Below are 20,363 nucleotides of genomic sequence, written 5' to 3'. Positions count from 1 at the left end.
AATTATAGAGCTTTATACAGTTCAAAAATTAGTATTTTTAGTATATGAAAAAACTAGTGATTTTATTTTTGTTTTGTTTATTGTTCGTATTCTTTAATACAGCACTTTATAGTCAACAAATAATTCATTTAGACAGTAAAGATGGTCTAATTAGCGGAACAATCAATGCATTTGAACGTGATAGTTTGGGCTATATGTGGATTGGGACAGATCAAGGGGTCAATAGATATTCTGGAGTAGAGTTTAAAAATTACGACCTAGATGAGAACAACAAAATAAAAGGGAAGGAAATTGCTGATCTCCTTAATGTAAAGGGCAATCTTTATGCAATAAGCTCTGGTGGTTCTCTTATTAAATATCATTATGAGAAAGATCGTTTTGAAGAACTATATACAGAGACCAAGAACAGGTTTATATCTTTAACAAATCTAAACGATTCGAATATACTCATAGGGCTTTCTGCAGGATTTATCGTTTATGATTTATCAACACATCGGGCTACAGAAGTACAATTCAAAAACTTTATCAATAATAGGAAAGTTGAGTTCTATAATAATATGGTGTATGCCGCTTCTTCAAGAGGACTTTTAGTCTTTAGTTACAAAGAAGACACTAAAAAACTTGCCTTAGAACAAAAATATTTATCAGACCAAGACATTATAGATTTTGCTTTTGATTCTGAAACAAGAATTTGGGTAGGTACAGAAGTAGGAGGTTTGTATATCATCAATAAAGAAGATATTAAGAACATACCCATTAGTCAAATTTCTAATAAGACATATGCCATTCGTCAAATTGATTTTGATAAGAATAATAATGCTTTAATTGCTATAGATCGATTAGGACTGTTTCTTTTAGATGACAAATTTGAGATTGTTAAATCCTATAGCCATAATGAAGATAATCAAAATTCTATTAGTCAAAATAGTATATATGAAATCTATGTTGATGATACGAATGCCTACTGGTTGGGAGTTAGGGAAGGCGGAATAAACATTGTTTACGATAAAGAAAATGTATTTACCAATATTAAGCATGTACAAAACAAGGCTAATAGCATTCAAAACAACAACATAAGGTCTATTTATGAATCGACTTCTGGCGCTGTCTGGTTTGGTACAGAAAACGGTGTGAGTAAATACGATGAGAATAAGAATTGGACTAATTATAATAAAGATCCTAAATTGTATAATACAGCCGTTTTAGCGGTAAATGAATATCAAAACAATTTGATGTTAGGAACCTATGGGGAAGGATTATTGGTCTTAAATCAAGACAATGGTAAAGTTTCTAATTTTAAGTTGGAATCTAAAAAACCTTCAAAATTTATTTTTAGAATAAGAGCTTATGATGATAATTTATGGATAGGAGGTAGTGATGCACCGTTAACACATTTTAAAAACAGCAGGTTTGTAAATACATATTCAGTAGGATTGGTAAGGTCTTTGGTAGAAGGATATGATAATATAAATTATGTTGGTACTAACACAGGTTTTTTTGAACTTAATACACGTAATGCGAGTATACGAAAAATTGAAGAATCCATTTTTAACGCCTTTAACGAAATCTATGATTTAAATTTAGACTATGTAAACAACTGTATTTGGATTGGAAGCAAAAATGGTTTGTACAAATACAACTTGAGTACAGAACAATTAGAAAATTTAGCAGATAACACCAATAAAAGAATAGGAACCGTTTATTCTATTAAAAAAGACAATATGCAAAACCTCTATTTTGCATCAGTTTCTGGTCTTTGGAGGTATGACATTAAAAATAAATTCTTCAGAAAGTATGGCCTGCAGGATGGAATGTTAATTGACGAATTTGGTATTGGAGCTTCCGCCAAGTTTAAAGATGGCAGATTAGCTTTTGGTGGTGCAAAAGGAGCAGTTGTTTTTAACCCCATTGATTTGTTTAAGGACAGGCCTCTTTCAGACATATTTATCTCAAACTTTCAGATAAACGGTAAAGAACCCGATAGTTTAACACTTTCAAAAAATATCAATTATACTAAAAAACTGGTGTTAAATTATGATCAAAATACCATCTCTTTTAATTATGAAACCATCAAGTTTCACGGCTCTAAGAGTAATGCTTTTCAGTCTAAATTAAAAGGGTTTGATAAAGATTATCATGTAAGCTATGGTAATGAAAAAATATACTATTCAAACTTGAATCCTGGAACTTATCAATTACATGTAAAGGGTTTTAATGCAGATGGAGTAAAAGGAGACAATGATTATACCCTAGAAATTGTTGTCAAAAAACCTTTCTGGAAATCCATTTGGGCTTTTGGTTTTTACATGCTACTTTTTCTTTTAATTGTCTATTTAATTTTTAGAATTTCTAGAGCCAATATTCAAAAGCGGTTTGATGAAAACAGGATTAAGTTTTTTGTTGAGGTAGCGCATGATATTAGAACTCCGGTATCGCTTATTCAGCTACTTGTAAAACAACTCACAAATCAGGAAAATACAGAAAAGTCAATAGAACTTATTCAAAGAAACTCACAAAACTTAAATGAGTATGTAACCCAACTGTTAGATTTTCAAAAGATAGATAGAAAGCAACTAAAACTAAGCGTTAGCAAAGTAGATTTAAAAGATTGTTTAGCCAAAATTATTAATGATTTTACACCTATTCTTCAAGAAAAGTCTTTAGATATATCCTTAGAAGTTAAACACATTCCTGTATGGTTTGACAAAGCTAAAATGAACCGAATTTTTTACAATTTAATTTCAAACGCCATTAAGTATAGTAACGAGGGAGGAGAAATAAAGGTGAAGGCATATTTAGATGACAGTAATTTTAAAATTGAGTTTATAGACAATGGTGTTGGTATCCCAGAAAAGCAGCAAGAATTAATATTTAAACGTTTTACTAGAGGAACTAACGTTTCCAATAAAGGAATTCCGGGTACAGGTATTGGGTTACTATTGTCTAAAAAAATAGTAGAATTACATGGTGGTAAAATACTGTTGGAGAGTAAAGAGAATATAGGTTCTAAGTTTACTATTGTTTTGCCTAGTGGAACAGAACACTACAGTGACGAGCATATTGTAGATGAAAGCAATCAAGAAGAAGCAAAAGCTAATGTTGACGAACTGATCACTAAGAATAAGCTCATTCTTTTAGTAGAAGATAATGAAGAATTACGAGGAGCCGTTAAAAATGAGTTAGTAAAAAATTACACCGTTATTGAAGCTTCTAACGGTAAAGAAGGCTTGTTGTTAGCGCTCTCAAAAAACCCTGATTTAATTATCACAGATGTTATGATGCCAGAAATGGATGGTAAAGAGCTGTGTAATTTGCTTAAAACCAATTTTAAAACAAGTCATATCCCTGTAGTTATGTTAACTGCGCTTGCAGATATAGACGATAAAATACAAGGATTAGAAACCGGTGCAGATGCTTATGTAGAGAAGCCATTTAATGTATCTATTCTTACCGCAACGATCAATAATCTTATTAGATCTAGAGAAAATGTGAATAGATTGTTAGGCGATAAAGAAGTAAAAAAACAGATGACACCAGATGAGAGTTTCTTGTCTGATGTTATAAATGTGATCAAAGAGAATTTAACAGAAAAAGATTTTTCTATTGATACTTTGTGTGAGGTCATGGGGCTCAGTAGGTCTAATCTATTTAGAAAATTAAAAGGATTAGTACATATGTCTCCATCAGATTTAATTGTAAAAATTAAACTGGGGCATGCAGAGGAATTAATGAAAAAGAAAGCACATAGTAGAATTTCTGACATTGCTTATGAATCTGGATTTCAAGACCCAAAATATTTTAGCACACTGTTTAAAAAACACTACGGAAAAACACCAAAAGAGTTTATGGAAAACAACTAATCTTTACTTCTAAGATTTTCCATGTTACTTACCATTGAATTAGCGATAGAATAATTAATCTGGGCGTTTATATTGCAACATCCAATTAACAATGTCTACATCGAACACCTCCCCAGTTTGGTTTTTGTCCCAAAAGGTTTGATCATAAACACCATGGTCTATACGATGGTACTGTCCATCAAAATCATCTTGGGTAAAAACAGTAATCTTCTGATGATTTTGGTCAGGATACTGTGCTTCAAACTTATTCGCTACGCTCGTGGATCTGCTTACGGGTAAGGTTGGATCCCGTTGTCCATGAAACATCCAAAAAGGCATTAACTTTAACCCTTCAATTTTAGTGTCATTTACATCCACAGTTCCCGCCAAAGAAACCGCGGCAGCAATTAAGCTGGCATCGTAACTAAATGAATTGAGATATGTCCAAGTTCCATAGCCGCCCATACTAAAACCTGAAAGGTAAATTCTATTTGTATTGATTGCATTCGGATATGTATCGATAAGATATTCAATAAATTTTTTCAATTCATCTCCCTCCCAATTCGCTGACGTTTGAGGAGCAAAAACAGGAAGGGCTACTTTAGGGCTCCACAAACCAAGTTTTATAGCACGTATGGCTGCACCTTGATCTACCTTGTTTAAATCATCAGGATTGTTTGCACTGTTTCCTCGGTTTCCAACCCCATGGAGGAAAACTAAAATGGGATATTGTTTTCCGTCAGTACCAAACCCTTCAGGTCTTCGAACTACATATCCATAAGGAGATGTGTTTTCGCCTTTTAAACTTTGCTCCTTTACATAAGTAGCACTTGTTGGAAGGTTTACTAAATCAGTATCGTCACTAACGAGTGCTAATTGTTCTATTTCTGTAGTAGTAGCATCATTAGGAATCGTTGCTTCAACATCATCGTTTTGTTGGCAAGCAGCCATTTGTATTGCAATAATACAGGTAAATATTGTTTTAAATTTCATAGTATACCATTTAGAGATATAAAAATATAAAACCAATAAAGGTTAAAGGTTTTTGTTCAATTAAGTTTAAAAACAGTTTTCAACCTTATTTTATGATGGTTGTTAGCTACAAAGTATGGCTTAAATGGTTGTTTTTTAGATTCATGTGTTGTTTTCGGGTAAGCTGAGCAATTATTTTTCAAAAGGATGTGAAATTAGGTTTTGACTACTATTTAAACCTAGTTGAATTGCTTTTCTACCTATTTTGTTTCTTTTTTTTGGATTTTGCAGTATCGATAATTTATCTGAATACAAATGAAAAAAACAAAAGCATTTTACTTACCCATATTGCTTGTTGCAGTAGGTTTAATTTACTTTTCAATAAGTGCATTTAATAATAGTGAAACCAATCAAATTAAGAAAGCTGAAAAGAGTATTGAATCTTACAATTTTGCCATAGGAACTCAAACTGTAGGGGCAAAATATAAGTTTACAGAGAAGACTATGTTGGTAGAAACGGCGAATGAGATTAAAAACATGGGCTCTAATCTTCTTAAGTTTTCTATGCACCCTAGATATTGTTCAGAAAATTATGGATTACCAAAAAACGACAATATAAACTCGCTTACCAAATTGGCAACTCTAGAGCCATCTATGAAAGAGGTGTTGGATATGGATTTTAAGTATTACCATATTTGGGTTTATGGATTTTCTCAATACACGCCAGAACCAGTAGGTAAGAAGGACGATACGGCTCAAATAAAATTCATAAACGGATACCCTGAGAAATACAAAGAGGCTTTGTATAAAGAGGTGTATGATTTTACATCACACCTTTTAAAAACATATAGTGGTTCTGGTAAAGTTTTTTATTTAGGAAACTGGGAAGGCGATTGGCATTTAAGGTCAGATTATGATAGAACGAAGCCCGTGAATCTGAAAACTTTAGAGGGTATGACGCAATGGGCAATAACGAGACAAAAAGCTATTGATGATGCTAAAAGGGATGTAAAGCACAGTAAGGTTGAGGTGTATCATTATATAGAGGTTAATTTGGTTAGAAAAGCTTTAATGGAACCAGAGGCAAAAGTGGTTGCCAATAGTATTGTAAATGTAGTAAATCCAGACTACGTATCGTATTCTTCGTATGATGCTACTAACCCATATAAAAAAGAAACAGCGTTAAACGAAAACCTTAAAAAATCACTGGATTATTTGGAGTCACAGTTGTCACCAAAAGAAGGGCTACCTTCTGGAAAGCGCGTATGGATTGGAGAATATGGTAACCCTAGCATTCATCACAATGATGAAATGCAAAATTTACGCTCTATCTGGACCATAAAAACGGCATTGGAATGGGGTACGCCTTTTATTTTGTATTGGGAGATGTACAACAATGAAATTAAAAAGGAGACAGGAGAACAAGTAGGATATTGGCTGATTGATGATAAAGGTACAAAACAACCCATTTGGCATACACACAACAATTTTTACAAAGAGTCTAGGACTTTTGTTAAAGATTATTTAGATAAAAACAACTTGCTTCCCAGTTTTGATCTCTTTAGAAAACATGCGCTGAAGTTTAAAAGTTTAAATCCATAAATCCCTATGAAAGTTAATAGATATCTTATTTTTTGTTTGCTTTTATCAAGCGGACTGCTATTTGGGCAAAAGGTAGATTATGACCCAATATTTGAGCTTGAGGATTACAATTTTGTATTGGGAACACAAGGTATTGGTGGTAAATACCAGTTTACTAATGATTCGAAGCTGGTAGAGCAAGCTAAGCATATCCGTTCTATGGGTTCTAATATTTTAAAGATTTCCTTGGGACGAAATACTACAAAATCTTACAGCTTAAAAGAGGTTAAGGCAAATACAACTTTAGAACTTTTTAAATCCATTCCGGATTTCAAGAAAGTTTTTGACATGGACTTTAAATATGTTTTTGCGTGGGTGCATACACTTACCGATGTGAAATGGAAAAACAGGATAAATAAAAGGGAGGAGCAAGATCTGTATAACGAAATGTTCGAGTTAGCCACATACCTGTTAAAAGAATATAACAATTCCGGTAAAACCTTTATGATTGGAAATTGGGAAGGCGATTGGTTATTACACTCTGGTTTTAACAGGAACATGACACCATCTAAAACTCATGTAAAGAACATGACCAAGTGGTTTCAGATAAGGCAAAAAGCCATTGATGATGCCAAAAGAAAAACCGAACACAAAAATGTGGAAATCTATCACTACGTGGAGGTGAATTTGGTTTTAAAAGGGATGCAGGGCAAAACCTGTATTTCAAAAGATATCCTTCCTAAGGTTGATGTAGATTTTGTGTCGTATTCCAGCTATGAGGCGATTAAGAACAAGAGCTATGACGAGAAAAAGAATACATTAAAAGGAATCTTCAACTATCTGGAAGGGCAACTAAAACCTAAAAAGAATTTACCATTTTCTAGAAGAGTTTATTTGGGAGAGTATGGCTATCACGCTAATAAAAATAAGCCTGAAACTCTAAAAACGCAAGACAAAGAGACTAAAGAGATTATGCAAATTGCACTGGAGCTGGATATCCCATTTGCACTACACTGGCAGATGTATAATAATGAATATGATAAAAATACAGGACGTTCAAAAGAGATGTCACTTATAAATGAACAAGGAGAAAAAAGACCGCTGTATTATTTACACCAGAATTTTTACAAAAAAATGAATGCTTATTTAGAGGGCTATAAAAATGAAAATAAAGCATACCCTCCGTCAGACGTATTCAGAAAAAAGGCTTTGGAGGTTTTAAAAGCCTTGTAGTCAAAAATAAATTGCAAAAAAAGAACTATGAAAAAAATTACTAATAACAAGCTTATACTTCTAGTGTTTAGCTTTTGCTTAACGCTGTCAACTACATATGGGCAATTATCACTTATAAGTGATCAAAATATAGATTTTTCCGAGGCTATAACAACCGTATCCAATGGTAATTGGAGTGACTCTTCAATATGGAGTACAGGGGTTGTGCCTACAGCTACAGATGATGTTAGTATTGAAGGGAATCATACCATATACATCGATGTACAAGGAACGACATCTGGTCAGGTTGTGGATTTATGCAACAATTTAAGAGTAAAACAGGGAGGTGTGTTGCAAATGGGACATAACACGCCCAATTTTGCAAAAGACTTGCGTATAAATGGTAGTATTTTATGTAATGGTACTTTTTCTGCTGGTAGAAACCAGCCCTCGGGTGCTGGAGATGGACTGATATATGATTATAACAGTCGTATATACTTAAATCTAAATGAAGAAACAACATATGTATCGGGCTCAGGTTTTTTTAATCCCAAGTCCTTAAACATTTCAAGTTCTTCTGGAGAAAGAAATTTGGTTATAGACCTATACAATATAATTATAGATGATAGTTTTGCTATTAAATCTAATAATAGGGTTAATGTAACCATTAAACATTATTCCTATATTAATATTAAGCAGAACCTTGGTCTTACAGGTAGTACTTACCAATGGAGCTTACCAACGGCTAAAGCAGACTTAACAATCGAAGGTGTCGTAATTGCCAATAATGTAAGTCTGTTTACAAAAAATACAACGTCAGGAGATTCATCTTCTTTAACAATAGCAGATAAGGGGAGTTTATATGTGCAGTCAATCAATGAAGGCGATTTAAATGTAATAAGTGAAGCAGCTGGTTTTAATCTAAATATAAGTACAGACGGTCTTTTTAGATTAGGAGAGGGTGTTGATTTTGATAACCTGCTTCAAAGCAATCCTAATTTTAATTTTACTAATAATGGTGAGTTAAGGGCACATTATTCAAGTACGTTACCGACTAAAGCACAAATTACGTCTGCCATTGATGCAAATGACCCAAACCTTGGAGTAGATGTTAGTCAAATTCAAAATATTTTTGGGTCTAGTCATATCGCTGGTTGGTATAATTTTACCGATAGACCTTATTTGTTGGAAGGATTAGATTATTATAAAGATTTTGGAGCTACTTCCATTAAAACAACACTAACAGCTATTAACGGAAAGATGTTTAGTGCCTACCCCTTTAACCATACATGGCCAAGTTTTCCAACATTAAAGGATGTAGCCCAACATCAATATATTGATTCCTTGTTTAAAAGGAAGCATATAAAAACACATACATTTTGGACGACTACAAAAAATAAGGGCGATTGGAAAAAAGGCCCCGACTTCGACCATAGCAGTTATTTAAATGAAGAACAACAATTTTACGATTTAACCAAACACCTGCTGGAGACCTATGGAGCAACGCGAAAAACCTTTGTATATCAAAACTGGGAAGGTGATTGGATGCTACGAGGGCAAGGCGTACTGTGGGAACAAGACCCAACACTTATACCCGATGATGTTGAATGGGATATTGAAGGTATGGCTCGTATGTTTAGGGCTAGACAACGAGGTACGGAGCGAGCAAGAAATGAGGTTTTTAATGATTCAGTAAAAGTTTACCATGGTATTGAGTTTAATAAACTATGGTGGAATGACAGCGGTACGCGTAAAACCATGATGGAAAGTGATATTCCATGTGTTATAGCTGATGTAGCCTCTAAAACGAGATTAGATTTAACCTCTTGGTCTGCTTACGATGGAGGTTGGACTAATAATGCTAATCCTCACGGACATGCTATGTGGAAAGGCTTGGAAATAGCACGCTATTTTACAACAGAAACAAGAGATCTTCCTTTTAGTTTTCCAGTACAAATAGGGGAGTTTGCTATTAATGAAAATCCACCTTATAATGGAAGTAACACCCAATCGGTCATAGAAAACCGTTATGGCAGGTATATCGGGGTGGCATTAGGGCTTAATATACCGAATTTCTATTTATGGAATTTGTATTGCTCTGGACAACAAGGAGCACCAAATGGTTTTACCTGGGAAAAAGGCGTGCAATACGAAGATGATTTTCTTTATGAATGGATGGATGGTAAATGGCTAATTGAACCAGATGGTTCTTGGGGTCATGCCGCTAGTTTTTTAATGGAACAATGGGCTATAACGCTATCAACAGAGTCTCCAGAAAGCATCAGCAATGTAACAATATATCCAAATCCTGCCATAAATGAGGTTAACTTAAAGGGGGTAGAGAGTGGTGCTAGAATTTTATTTTTTGATATTCATGGCAGAGCCTTAAAAATGTTTACCTACCAGCAAAATGAAAATATTGATGTTTCTGGATTAAGTGCTGGTTCATATATAGTACGTATTCAAGATACAAATAAGTCCATTGAAATAAAAAAACTAATTATTAACTAAAATCAAACTAAATTTAACTTATGAGAAAATTAATTTTATTTGTTTTATTGTTCCCTGTCTGCCTCATGGCACAGGAAATTAATATAAAAGGCAAAGTACTAGACAAAGAAACAAAACAGCCTTTACCTGGTGCCGCTATTCTTGTAAAAGGAACCTCCAAGGGAGCCGTCACAGATTTTGACGGGGAATTTCAAATTGATGCAGAGAAAGGAGCCGTACTTGTATTTTCATATATAGGTTATAAAACTACAGAATTAAAGGTTTCTTCACCTTCGGTTCAAGTTCTTTTAGAATCTGATATTTCACAGCTTGATGAAGTTGTGGTAAGTGTAGGTTACTTCGATGTTACTAAAAAAGATTTATCGGGTTCAATTGCTCAGGTTACAACAGAGCAACTGGAGAAAAATAGAACAAACTCTATAGAACAAATGCTACAGGGTCAAGTAGCTGGTGTTGTTGTAAATGAAAGTTCAGAACCAGGTGGAGGCATTGCCATTTCTGTTAGAGGAACAAACTCTATGCTTGGTGGAACGCAACCTTTATATGTAATTGATGGTATTCCAATTGACCCACTAACAGATGCCGAAGGAAATGGAGGCTCGGGGCAATCACAAAGCTCCCTTAGCTTTTTAAATCCAAATGACATAGAAAAAATGGAAGTGCTTAAAGATGCCGCGGCTACAGCAGTTTATGGAGCTAGAGGAGCCAATGGGGTTATTATTATTACCACAAAAAGCGGCGGAAAAGATGGGGGCAAAGATGCATTAACACTAACAGTTGATAATTTTATTACAGACGTTGTAAAAAATATTGGTGTTATGGATGGCCCTCAGTTTGAAGATTATATGAATCAAAGAGTCATTAACCAATTATATGTAAATATTACTGACCCGCAGAGGGCAGGTGGTGCTTTTGATGGCTCTCAACCTTTAACCGTAGATAATTACCCAGAATTAGCAGCTTTTAATTTGCCTTATCCTACTACTACAGGAGTTAACAATAATTGGCAAGATTTAACATATCGAATGGCATTTTCAAATGCGTACAATCTATCATATCGTGGCGGAGATAGAAAAAGAAATTTATCTGTGAGTTTAGGCTTTCAGGATATTGAAGGTGTTATTATTAACACAGGTAATAAGAGAGTGACTTTTAATGTGAACGGTAAAAGAAAAGCTTTCAATGATAAAATTGATATTTTTACAAGAACTAATATGGCTTACAATACAGGTAATGCTGCTTCTGTAGGTAACAGTCAAATTTTCCAACAAAGAAGTGTGGTGTCGCAAGCGTTGCAGTTTCAACCCATTTTTGATATTTTGGAGCCTGGACAAGATGATGATATTTATGCAGATTTAAATGAAGGAAATGTTATTTCAAATCCTTACACACTAGCTAAGTTCGTGACTGATAGAAAGCAATCCGTTAATTTTATTCAAAATGTTTCAGTATCCGCTAAAATAACCCCAAAACTAACGGGAGTTGTTAAAGGCGCTTTTAACTATCAAAAAAGTAATAGAGATAGTTATTATCCAACGAATACCACACGGGGTAGAAGAAATAATGGTGAGGCTACACAATCTTTTATAGAGAACAAGAAAATTTATACCGAAGCAAGTTTACGTTATAGAAACAATTTTAAAGGTCACCGTGTTGATGCTATTCTTGTAGGTACTTATGAGAATAATAATATTCGCGCTATGTTTAACAAGGCATTTGGCTTTGGTAATGATGCAACAACCTTTTATACTTTTGAGTCGGCAACAGATGTATTAGTACCTATTGCACAATTTAGAGAGTTTGGTTTATTGTCTGGGCTTGCTAGAGTTGGGTATAATTACAAGAGTAAATATTATATAGATGTAAATACACGTATAGATGCGTCTTCTAAATTTGCCGAAAATAATAAAAGTGCTATTTTCCCTTCTGTGGCGTTAGCTTGGGCAATTTCTAACGAAAACTTTTTAAAGAATTCTAATTCAATTTCTAATCTAAAGCTAAGACTATCTTATGGTAAAACGGGAAGTAATCCTATAGCTCCTTATCAGTCACTAGCGCTTTTAACACCAATTAGATATAACTTTAATAATCAGTTGGTAACAGGTTTTTATGAATCAAACTTGGCTAATGATGACTTAACTTGGGAAACTACAGACCAATTCAATGCCGGTTTAGATATTGGACTTTTTAATTCTAAGGTTGGCTTAACCATAGATACCTATTATAAGTTGACTTATGATTTACTTCAAAATGTAACATTGCCAGCATCAAATGGTTTTGCAACGATTGTTGACAATTTTGGAGAAGTTGAAAACAAGGGTATTGAATTGGGTATTAATGCAGCGCTTTTTGATACTGATAAATTTGGATGGAATGTATCAGGTAATTTTTCATTGAATAGAAATAAATTAGTGAAACTAAACTCTAATTTAGAATTTCAATTGGGGCCATCAGTCGGATTTAGTCAGGCAAACCCAATTATGTTTATGGAAGGGCAACCTTTAGGTATTTTTTGGGGAGCTCAAACCAATGGAATTTATCAAGACTGGGATGAAGCTATAGCTAGTGGTATTGATGGTGCTGCTCCGGGAGAAATTAAGTACATTAATAATTCGGTTGATCTTGATGGTAGTGGTCAACCATTGGCAACACAAGAGATTAATTTTGAGGACTATGTGCAAATCGGTGATCCTAATCCTGATTTTACTGCTGCGATTACCAATAATTTCAGTTTAGGTAATTGGGATATGAGTGTATTATTCACAGGTCAAAAAGGAGGTGATATTTTCTGGGTAGACTCTTGGGCCTTAACCGGAAACCAAAACAGTAGAAATGGCTTGTTATCGTCTTTTGAAGATTCATGGAAAGCACCATTAAATGTTGATGCTTCTGGTAATGTTACCTATAACCCAGCTGATGGACAAACGACTAATGTTGGTAACCCAGCACCGCTTACAGACCCTGGGCAAAGAGCTATCGTTTCAGACAGGCAAGTTTTTGACGGGTCATACATAAGATTAAAAAACCTAAATATTGGCTATACCATTAACTTTAAAAATAGTAAAAGTTTAAGGTTATATGCTACGGGTCAAAATTTGGTGACTTGGACAGATTACCCAGGTTATGACCCAGAAGTGCAAACGTATAACAAAGACCCTCAGAGAAGAGGTGTTGACTTTGGAGGGTATCCAGGTACGAGAACCTATACGTTAGGATTAAAGTTTAATTATTAAAAAATTGATTATGAAAGCATTTAAATTGAAAAACATGAAATTTAAGTTGTGTTATTTACTAATTGTTTCATTCATTTTTGTTAGTTGTGATGAAGCATTAGAGGAAGAGCCTTTTACGCAAATAGGAACAGATTTTTTCTATCAAAACGATACGGATGCATTGGCTGCAGTAACAGCAGTTTATGCCCAGTTAAAAAGTGGTGTTGGTTATTACAGACAGCAATTTTTATCCAATGCTTTTGCGGCCTCGGATCAAGGAGCCTCTAGTTGGAAACATGGGAATTTTAGAAGTGGTACTATAGCTAACACAGACCAAAATTTGCCTAACTTTTGGAAAGAAGCTTATGTTGGCATAAAAGATGCCAATAATGTGATAGCTAGGGTGGCTCAAACAAGCAATATAGATGAAGAGCTAAAATGGAGAGTAATTGGAGAGGCAAGATTTTTAAGAGGTTTAAATTACTTTAACCTGGTAAGGTGTTTTGGAGAAGTACCACTTAGAACGACACCAGTACAACCAGGAGAAGAAGGGTTACCAGTGTCTCCTATTGAAGATATCTATGAGGTAATTATTAACGATTTTCAATTTGCGGCAGATAATTGTTGGGGATTTAATGAAACTAGAAATGGTTATATCAATAATATTGGAAGGGTAACAAAGGCGTCAGCACATGCAATGTTAGCTAAAACCTATTTACAAATAGCCTCTTCAAAGCGCAGTGCTATGGCTGGGGTATTAGGCAATGAACGCTATAATGGTATTTCAGAATCGCCAGAATCGTATTACCGAATGGCCAAAGAGCAATGTGATTTGGCGTTAAACGAAAACGGTTATCAATTGGTGTCTAATTTAGAAGATTGGAAAAATATTTTTTCAGCTTCAAATGGAAATAACCCAGAATTGTTATTTGATGTGCAAGGTTCCTCAATTGTGGAACAAGGTACCGCAGTTTCCAATTTATTTTGTCCTAGAAACGCTGGCCTTAGCGGAGGTGGCTGGGGTGGCACCAATAAAATGCAAGGAGGTTTTATAAATAACAATATAGACAAGACCGATATTCGATTTCAAAACTCCATTATTCAGAATTTTCAAGACGCTACCAAAACATATGTCTTGAATCCTAATAGTACGGGTTATATCAGGACCATAACCGCAACAGGGGCAGCAAATGGAAACTTGAACGTAGTATATACATCAAAATATATCGATACCAATGCTACAACAGAATATACAAGCCAACAAAATTGGCATATTATTCGCTTGGCAGAGGTTTATTTGATGCGTGCAGAAGCTTTGGCAGAGATTAACCAAGACCCAGCTATGGCCAACGCTGATTTAAGTACATTGAGGAATCGTGTGAGTATGGATAATTTTGACGGGACTGGGCTATCTATGGAAGAATTCAGGCATGCCATTTTGCATGAAAGATTTCAAGAATTATCATTAGAAGGCCACCGCTTTTTTGATTTAACCAGAATGGGTGTTTATGATGAATACTGTAGGTCAAGTTATAATAATACGGTTGGAGCAAGGCAGCCTGAAGATTATACCTGGCCAATTCCGTTAATTGAATCGTCTGCAAACGGAAACATAGATTAATAAATCACCTATGAGAAAATTATTTTTTGGGTTCTTACTGCTTTGTGCATGTAACATTCATGCACAAAGTAATAGTCAAAAACCTAATGTTGTCTTTATAATTTCAGATCAGCATAAATTAGAAGAAACCGGAGCATACGGAAGCCAAAGGTCAATTACACCAAATATTGATGAACTAGCCAAAACAGGGGTAATGTTTAATAACGCTTACACACCCGCTCCTGTTTGTGCACCTGCAAGGGCATCATTGGTTACCGGTATGTATCCCTATGCCAATGGTGCCATATATCATAAAGCTCCAGTAACTATGCCCAATGGGAAAGTTAAAAATCTAGGTAGTGGGTACCTTAGGGAAACTGGTTATCATGAGGGCATTGTTACCTTAGCAGATGTGTTTAAAGAGCAAGGGTATGTGTCGGCTTCACCAGGTAAAATGCATGTGCACGGTGAACTCCAAAAAGATGTAGACGAAGACCATAAGGAAGGAAATGATATGGGCTTTGATGAAATTGGCCTAAGGTATTATACATACTTCCCTGGCGGCCATTATGAAGATGAAGTGGGTGAAGATACCTATATGCGTTACAGACAATTTAAGAAGTATGGGAAAACCTATAAGGGAGGCTCTATGCATCTTAATGAGGAATATGTGCCTACTCTTGTTAAGAATGATGAGGATAACTTTGATATGGTGGTGGCACGAAAATCTGTGGAGTTTATCAATAAAAGAGCAGAAGATGGCAAAAACTTCTTCTTACATGTAGGTTTTGAAAAACCGCATGCCCCATTTACAACTACCCAAACGTATTTGGATATGCATACGCCCTCTGAATATCAATTACCTGAAACTTATGATGACTGGTATAAAAAAGGTAAATACCCTTGGGTGCCAAATTGGGTACATTCAGGAATTCCTAAAAACCTTGAAAAAGCTCAAAATGTGATGGCTGCCTACAATGCTTGTATTACAGAAATGGATGATATGGTAGGAAGAGTAGTCAATGCCTTAAAGGAGAAAGGGCTTTATGACAACACTATTATTATCTACACTACAGATCATGGAGAGCATTTATTTGAACATGGTTTAAGAGGAAAACACAATATGTATGAAGATGCTGTAAATGTGCCATTCATTGTATCGTATCCAAAATTATTTAAAGGGAATACAATCAATAATTCCATTGTTAGTTTTATAGATTTAATGCCAACATTGGCAGAATTAATTAATGGTAAAACTCCAGAAACCGCGCAAGGTGTTTCTTTATTAGATGTATTAACTAAGGGAGAGGAGTTAAAAGACAGAGTTGTGTATTCGGAATTTAGGGGAGGAGATTACAAATTGTTGCCAGGAGCTAGAAATGTGCCGTCTAGAATGATGCGAAAAGGCGATTATAAATTTGTTTACACCCATGGCATTATAGATCAATTATATAACATTAAGACAGATCCAGATGAATTGAATAATCTAATTTTTGATGATAATTACAAAACAATTTATCAGGACATGTATTTTCAAACATTGGCAGGGTGGCAATTTCAAGAGTATGCTCCCATAGCGGTTTTTTTGAAAAAGAAAAAAATAAAATGGCAGAAATCGGATGCCTTTAATACCTACGCGGTATATTATTCTTTATCAGACAATATAGAGGAGGCTCGTTTAGTTCTAGACAATATTGCTGAAAATAGTTTTGAACCTAAAGAGAAAGGCTATTATTGGTTGGTTGCAAGACCCAAACTCTCTAAAACATCAAAATTTTATGGAGATGATATACCTGTTGCAGTTGAAAATTATAGTTATACGCTCCCTATATCTGACATATTGAAATTTGATTAATAGCAAACTTTAATATTTTATTAGTTTTAAAAAACCGGGATAATATGAGAAGAATAAATTTAATTGCAAGTTTAAAGGTCGTTCTCTATCTCGGTTTTTTTTTCTTATCCATGAATCTATACTCGCAAGAAAAACCAAATATTATTTTTATTCTGGCCGATGATTTAGGCTATGGAGACCTAAGCTGCTACGGAGCCAAGGACCTTAAAACACCCCAAATAGATAAACTGACCCAACATGGAGTCAAGTTTACAAGAGCATATGCCAACAGTACTGTATGTTCACCCAGTAGAGCCTCTATCCTTACAGGAAATTACCCAGATATGGTTGGTGTTCCAGGAGTAATTAGGGATATGCCTGACAATACCTGGGGAAACTTAAAAGACGATGTAATTACACTCCCTGAAGCCTTACAAAAATTAAACTATAATACGGCACTTATAGGAAAATGGCACTTAGGTTATAAAAGTCCCGATTTGCCCAACAACAGAGGGTTTGACTATTTTAAAGGCTTTGTGGGGGATATGATGGACGATTATTACACTCACAAAAGAGCAGGTGTAAATTGGATGCGGGAAAATGCAAGAGAAATAAACCCTAATGGGCACGCCACAGATTTGTTTACAAATTGGACTTTAGATTATTTACAAAAACAAAAGAAATCCGACAAACCATTTTTTCTTTTTTTAACATACAATGCCCCTCATGACCCCGTGCAACCCCCAATGGAGTGGTTAAATAGTATTCAAAAAAGGGAAAAGAATACACCTCTTAAAAGACAAAAAATGATTGCTTTTGTTGAACATCTTGATTTTAATATTGGTAGGATTTTAGAGCATTTAAAAAGGACTCAATTAGATAAAAACACTATTGTGGTTTTTACTTCAGATAATGGTGGAGCCTTAAACTATGGAGCAAATAACCAACCTTTTTCTGGAGGGAAAGGCGATATGTTAGAAGGAGGTATTAGAATTCCTTGTATTGTTAAACCACCCAACCAATCAATATCTAGGGTTATTGATACACCTTTACTGCTAATGGATTTTTATCCAACCTTGTTAAAGTTTGCTGGAGAAGGAGAGATTAATTCAGAATTACCTTCAAGAAGCATAGTACCACTTCATGGTCTAACAAACTCAGAAGATTCCAGAAATATGGTTTGGGTACGAAGAGAAGGTCATAAGTTTGGAGGTAGGGCTTATTATGCCATTTCAGATGGAAGGTATAAATTACTTCAAAACAATCCTTTTTCAGAATATAAGCTATTTGATTTGGTCCATGATCCAAAAGAGACAATTCCCTTGGATGATCCTCAAATAAAACAAAAGTTAAAGAAAGCTCTAGCTAAACATATACAGACAGCCGGTAGTATATCGTGGCAATAAGCATTTCATCCTGTATGGTCAGATGTTCAACCTTTATGAACAGCAGTAAAACCTCTTTTTTTTGTCTTGTAAATATCTTGCAGGAACAATAATCTATAAATTAAAAATATTGATAATGAGGAAATTAAAATTGCTATTAGCATGTATGACTTTTTTTATTGCTCTTGGAGTAAATGCACAAGTAAAACCAGAAAAAAAGGCAAAGAAAATTGCTAATGAAATGACCGAAGTCTTAACGTTAGATAAACAAGAATCTAAAGCTATTTACAAAATTCAATTAGAACGCTTCAAAGAAGGAGAGGCTATTAAAAAGGAATATGCTAACCAACCAGAAGTTAAAAAGCAAAAGCTTAAAAAGCTTGGGAACAAAGTCTATAACCAACTAAAAGAGGCTATAGGTATTGAGCAACTAAAAAAATGGAAAGCTCATAAAAATAATTAATTATTAATTCAAAAAACTAAAAATCATGAGACAAACAATTACTTTTTTATTACTAGCTGTATTTACAGCAGTACTTACAGCGCAAACCGTTAATATTCAAGGAGACCCCTATGGGGGAAATCCTTATGCAACAATTACAGACGCTATAACGGCATCAAATGACGGAGATGTTATATTAATTACAGGAGTACATACAGAGCCAATTTCTTTTGATAAAAGTATTACTCTTAGAGGAACAGACCCAACAACAGATATTATTCAAGCTGCAGCTTCTGCATCTTCAGACGGAACGGGTAGTAGAGTTATAAGCGTAGGTGAAGGTGCCCTTACCATTACTATAGAAAACCTTGGAATTAGATATGGAAATGATGCCAATAATGGTGGTGGAATTAATGTTGACAAAGTTACAGGTCTAATAACATTAAAGAATTTAATAATTGAGGATAATTACACCGCAAAAAATGGTGGTGGTTTAAGTTTTGCAGGTACAAATGCAGATGTTATTGAATGTACAGTAAAGAATAATACATCAACTTTAGATGGTGGTGGTATTATAGCAGCCCCTAATAATGGAGCGGCTATAAATTGTACTGTAAATGTAAAGCAGTCTTTGGTAGATAGTAATACAGGTAGAAATGGTGGCGCAATCTATATCAACGGAAATAAAGATTTTGGAGATGATTATACTATCGATGTTAATATTGAAAATAGCACCATATCCAATAACAATGCCACGAGTGCAGGTAGTGGAGCCGGTGGAGGAGCTGTTTGGTGTAAAGTAGCACAATATGTAGGAGCGACAGCAGGACTTGGGAATATTAACTTGAATTTAGTACATGCTACAGTATATAACAACTCGCACGTTAATCTTACTAAAAGTGGATTCCGTTTTACAGGACCAGCTGGAGTTACAACTAATTTTAGTGCTTTTAATTCTATTATAGTTTCATTTGGTGACGATGTAGCTACAAAAGCTATAAATTTTGCCAATGCTAATTTAACCAATATGGTAAACTGTATTCTTGGTGGTCTAGAAGGAGCAGCAGGTTCATTAGCCATCATCGATGAAGCAGCAAAAAATAACCAAAAAGGCAGAACAGCTAACCAAGCAGGTTTATTAGGCACTTTATCTGATGAAGGTGGTAAAACACAGGTTATTACAATAGCAGAGTCTAGTACAGCAGATGATTATTGTACTGCTGCTACAGGAGTTGCTATACCAGCCATAGATCAAAGAGGGTATTTAAGAGAAAGCACAAATGATGCTGGTGCCTATGAAAATGGAGGTACTTTATCATTAAGCATCGATGAATTTAATAGAGTTTCTGTTAAATTATTTCCAAACCCTGCTCAAGAGTTTGTTAAGATTGATGGTGTAAATAGCATTAAAGAGCTTAGGGTATATTCTGTTCTTGGAGCTTTAGAAAAAGTAGTATATAATCAAGATGAAATTGATGTGTCAGACTTAGCAAGAGGCGTTCATTTAATTTCAATATTAGATGAGAATAATTTTAAAATAACAAAGCGTCTTATAGTAAAGTAGTTTTAGTTTAGTTGTTAGAGATATAGCCCCATTAACCTTATAAATTTAATATTTAGTTGTACTAAGTATAGGTTAATGGGCTCTCTTTTTTGTGCAAATTAGTTGCTTACAAACAATTGCAAAACTTATAAGATTAATCATTGGTTCTCTTTAATTAAAAGGTATATAATACACTCTCAAACTTTTAATGTCAATGTTTCGGTTCAATATC

Annotated in this window: 11 protein-coding genes; 10 read left to right on the top strand and 1 reads right to left on the bottom strand. The window is 34.6% G+C overall.

The features are described from left to right. Positions 1 to 44: 44 nt before the first annotated feature. Positions 45 to 3,860 carry a hybrid sensor histidine kinase/response regulator transcription factor gene (locus O5O44_RS10875; protein ID WP_289194379.1) on the top strand — a complete coding sequence of 1,272 codons (3,816 nt, stop codon included), beginning with the start codon at positions 45 to 47 and terminating at the stop codon, positions 3,858 to 3,860. A 54-nt stretch (positions 3,861 to 3,914) separates the two neighbouring features. Here O5O44_RS10875 and O5O44_RS10870 read toward each other — a convergent pair whose 3' ends face one another. Next, on the bottom strand, positions 3,915 to 4,832 hold the full coding sequence (locus O5O44_RS10870; protein WP_289194378.1) for a carboxylesterase family protein: 918 nt from the start codon (positions 4,830 to 4,832) through the stop codon (positions 3,915 to 3,917). Positions 4,833 to 5,126: 294 nt separating this feature from the next. On the opposite strand from O5O44_RS10870, the gene O5O44_RS10865 reads away from it, so the two are divergent. The 9 genes from O5O44_RS10865 (at position 5,127) to O5O44_RS10825 (ending at position 20,152) form a co-directional block, all read left to right on the top strand. Then, a complete protein-coding gene (locus O5O44_RS10865; RefSeq protein WP_289194377.1) occupies positions 5,127 to 6,413 on the top strand; it encodes a hypothetical protein in 1,287 nt (428 codons plus the stop codon). A gap of 6 nt (positions 6,414 to 6,419) precedes the next feature. Next, positions 6,420 to 7,625 (top strand): hypothetical protein, encoded by a 1,206-nt coding sequence (locus O5O44_RS10860; RefSeq protein ID WP_289194376.1) that lies wholly within the window; start codon positions 6,420 to 6,422, stop codon positions 7,623 to 7,625. 27 nt (positions 7,626 to 7,652) lie between these two features. After that, the gene (locus O5O44_RS10855) at positions 7,653 to 10,115 is read left to right on the top strand and encodes a T9SS type A sorting domain-containing protein (RefSeq protein ID WP_289194375.1); all 2,463 of its coding nucleotides are present in this window, start codon (positions 7,653 to 7,655) and stop codon (positions 10,113 to 10,115) included. A gap of 20 nt (positions 10,116 to 10,135) precedes the next feature. Then, positions 10,136 to 13,348, top strand: coding sequence for a SusC/RagA family TonB-linked outer membrane protein (locus O5O44_RS10850; protein WP_289194374.1), 3,213 nt, complete (start codon positions 10,136 to 10,138; stop codon positions 13,346 to 13,348). 10 nt (positions 13,349 to 13,358) lie between these two features. Then, on the top strand, positions 13,359 to 14,948 hold the full coding sequence (locus O5O44_RS10845; protein ID WP_289194373.1) for a RagB/SusD family nutrient uptake outer membrane protein: 1,590 nt from the start codon (positions 13,359 to 13,361) through the stop codon (positions 14,946 to 14,948). Positions 14,949 to 14,958: 10 nt separating this feature from the next. After that, entirely contained in the window at positions 14,959 to 16,782 is a 1,824-nt protein-coding gene (locus O5O44_RS10840; protein WP_289194372.1) for a sulfatase family protein, read from the top strand. 44 nt (positions 16,783 to 16,826) lie between these two features. Further along, entirely contained in the window at positions 16,827 to 18,167 is a 1,341-nt protein-coding gene (locus O5O44_RS10835; protein WP_289194371.1) for a sulfatase family protein, read from the top strand. A gap of 115 nt (positions 18,168 to 18,282) precedes the next feature. Beyond that, entirely contained in the window at positions 18,283 to 18,609 is a 327-nt protein-coding gene (locus O5O44_RS10830) for a hypothetical protein (RefSeq protein WP_289194370.1), read from the top strand. Positions 18,610 to 18,634: 25 nt separating this feature from the next. After that, on the top strand, positions 18,635 to 20,152 hold the full coding sequence (locus tag O5O44_RS10825; RefSeq protein WP_289194369.1) for a T9SS type A sorting domain-containing protein: 1,518 nt from the start codon (positions 18,635 to 18,637) through the stop codon (positions 20,150 to 20,152). The last annotated feature ends 211 nt before the right edge of the window (positions 20,153 to 20,363 follow it).

This window comes from Algibacter luteus (assembly GCF_030344935.1).
Classification (GTDB): Bacteria; Bacteroidota; Bacteroidia; order Flavobacteriales; family Flavobacteriaceae; genus Arenitalea; species Arenitalea lutea.
Note: the sequence above shows the minus strand (reverse complement) of the source record. Positions and strands in the feature narration are given on the sequence as shown.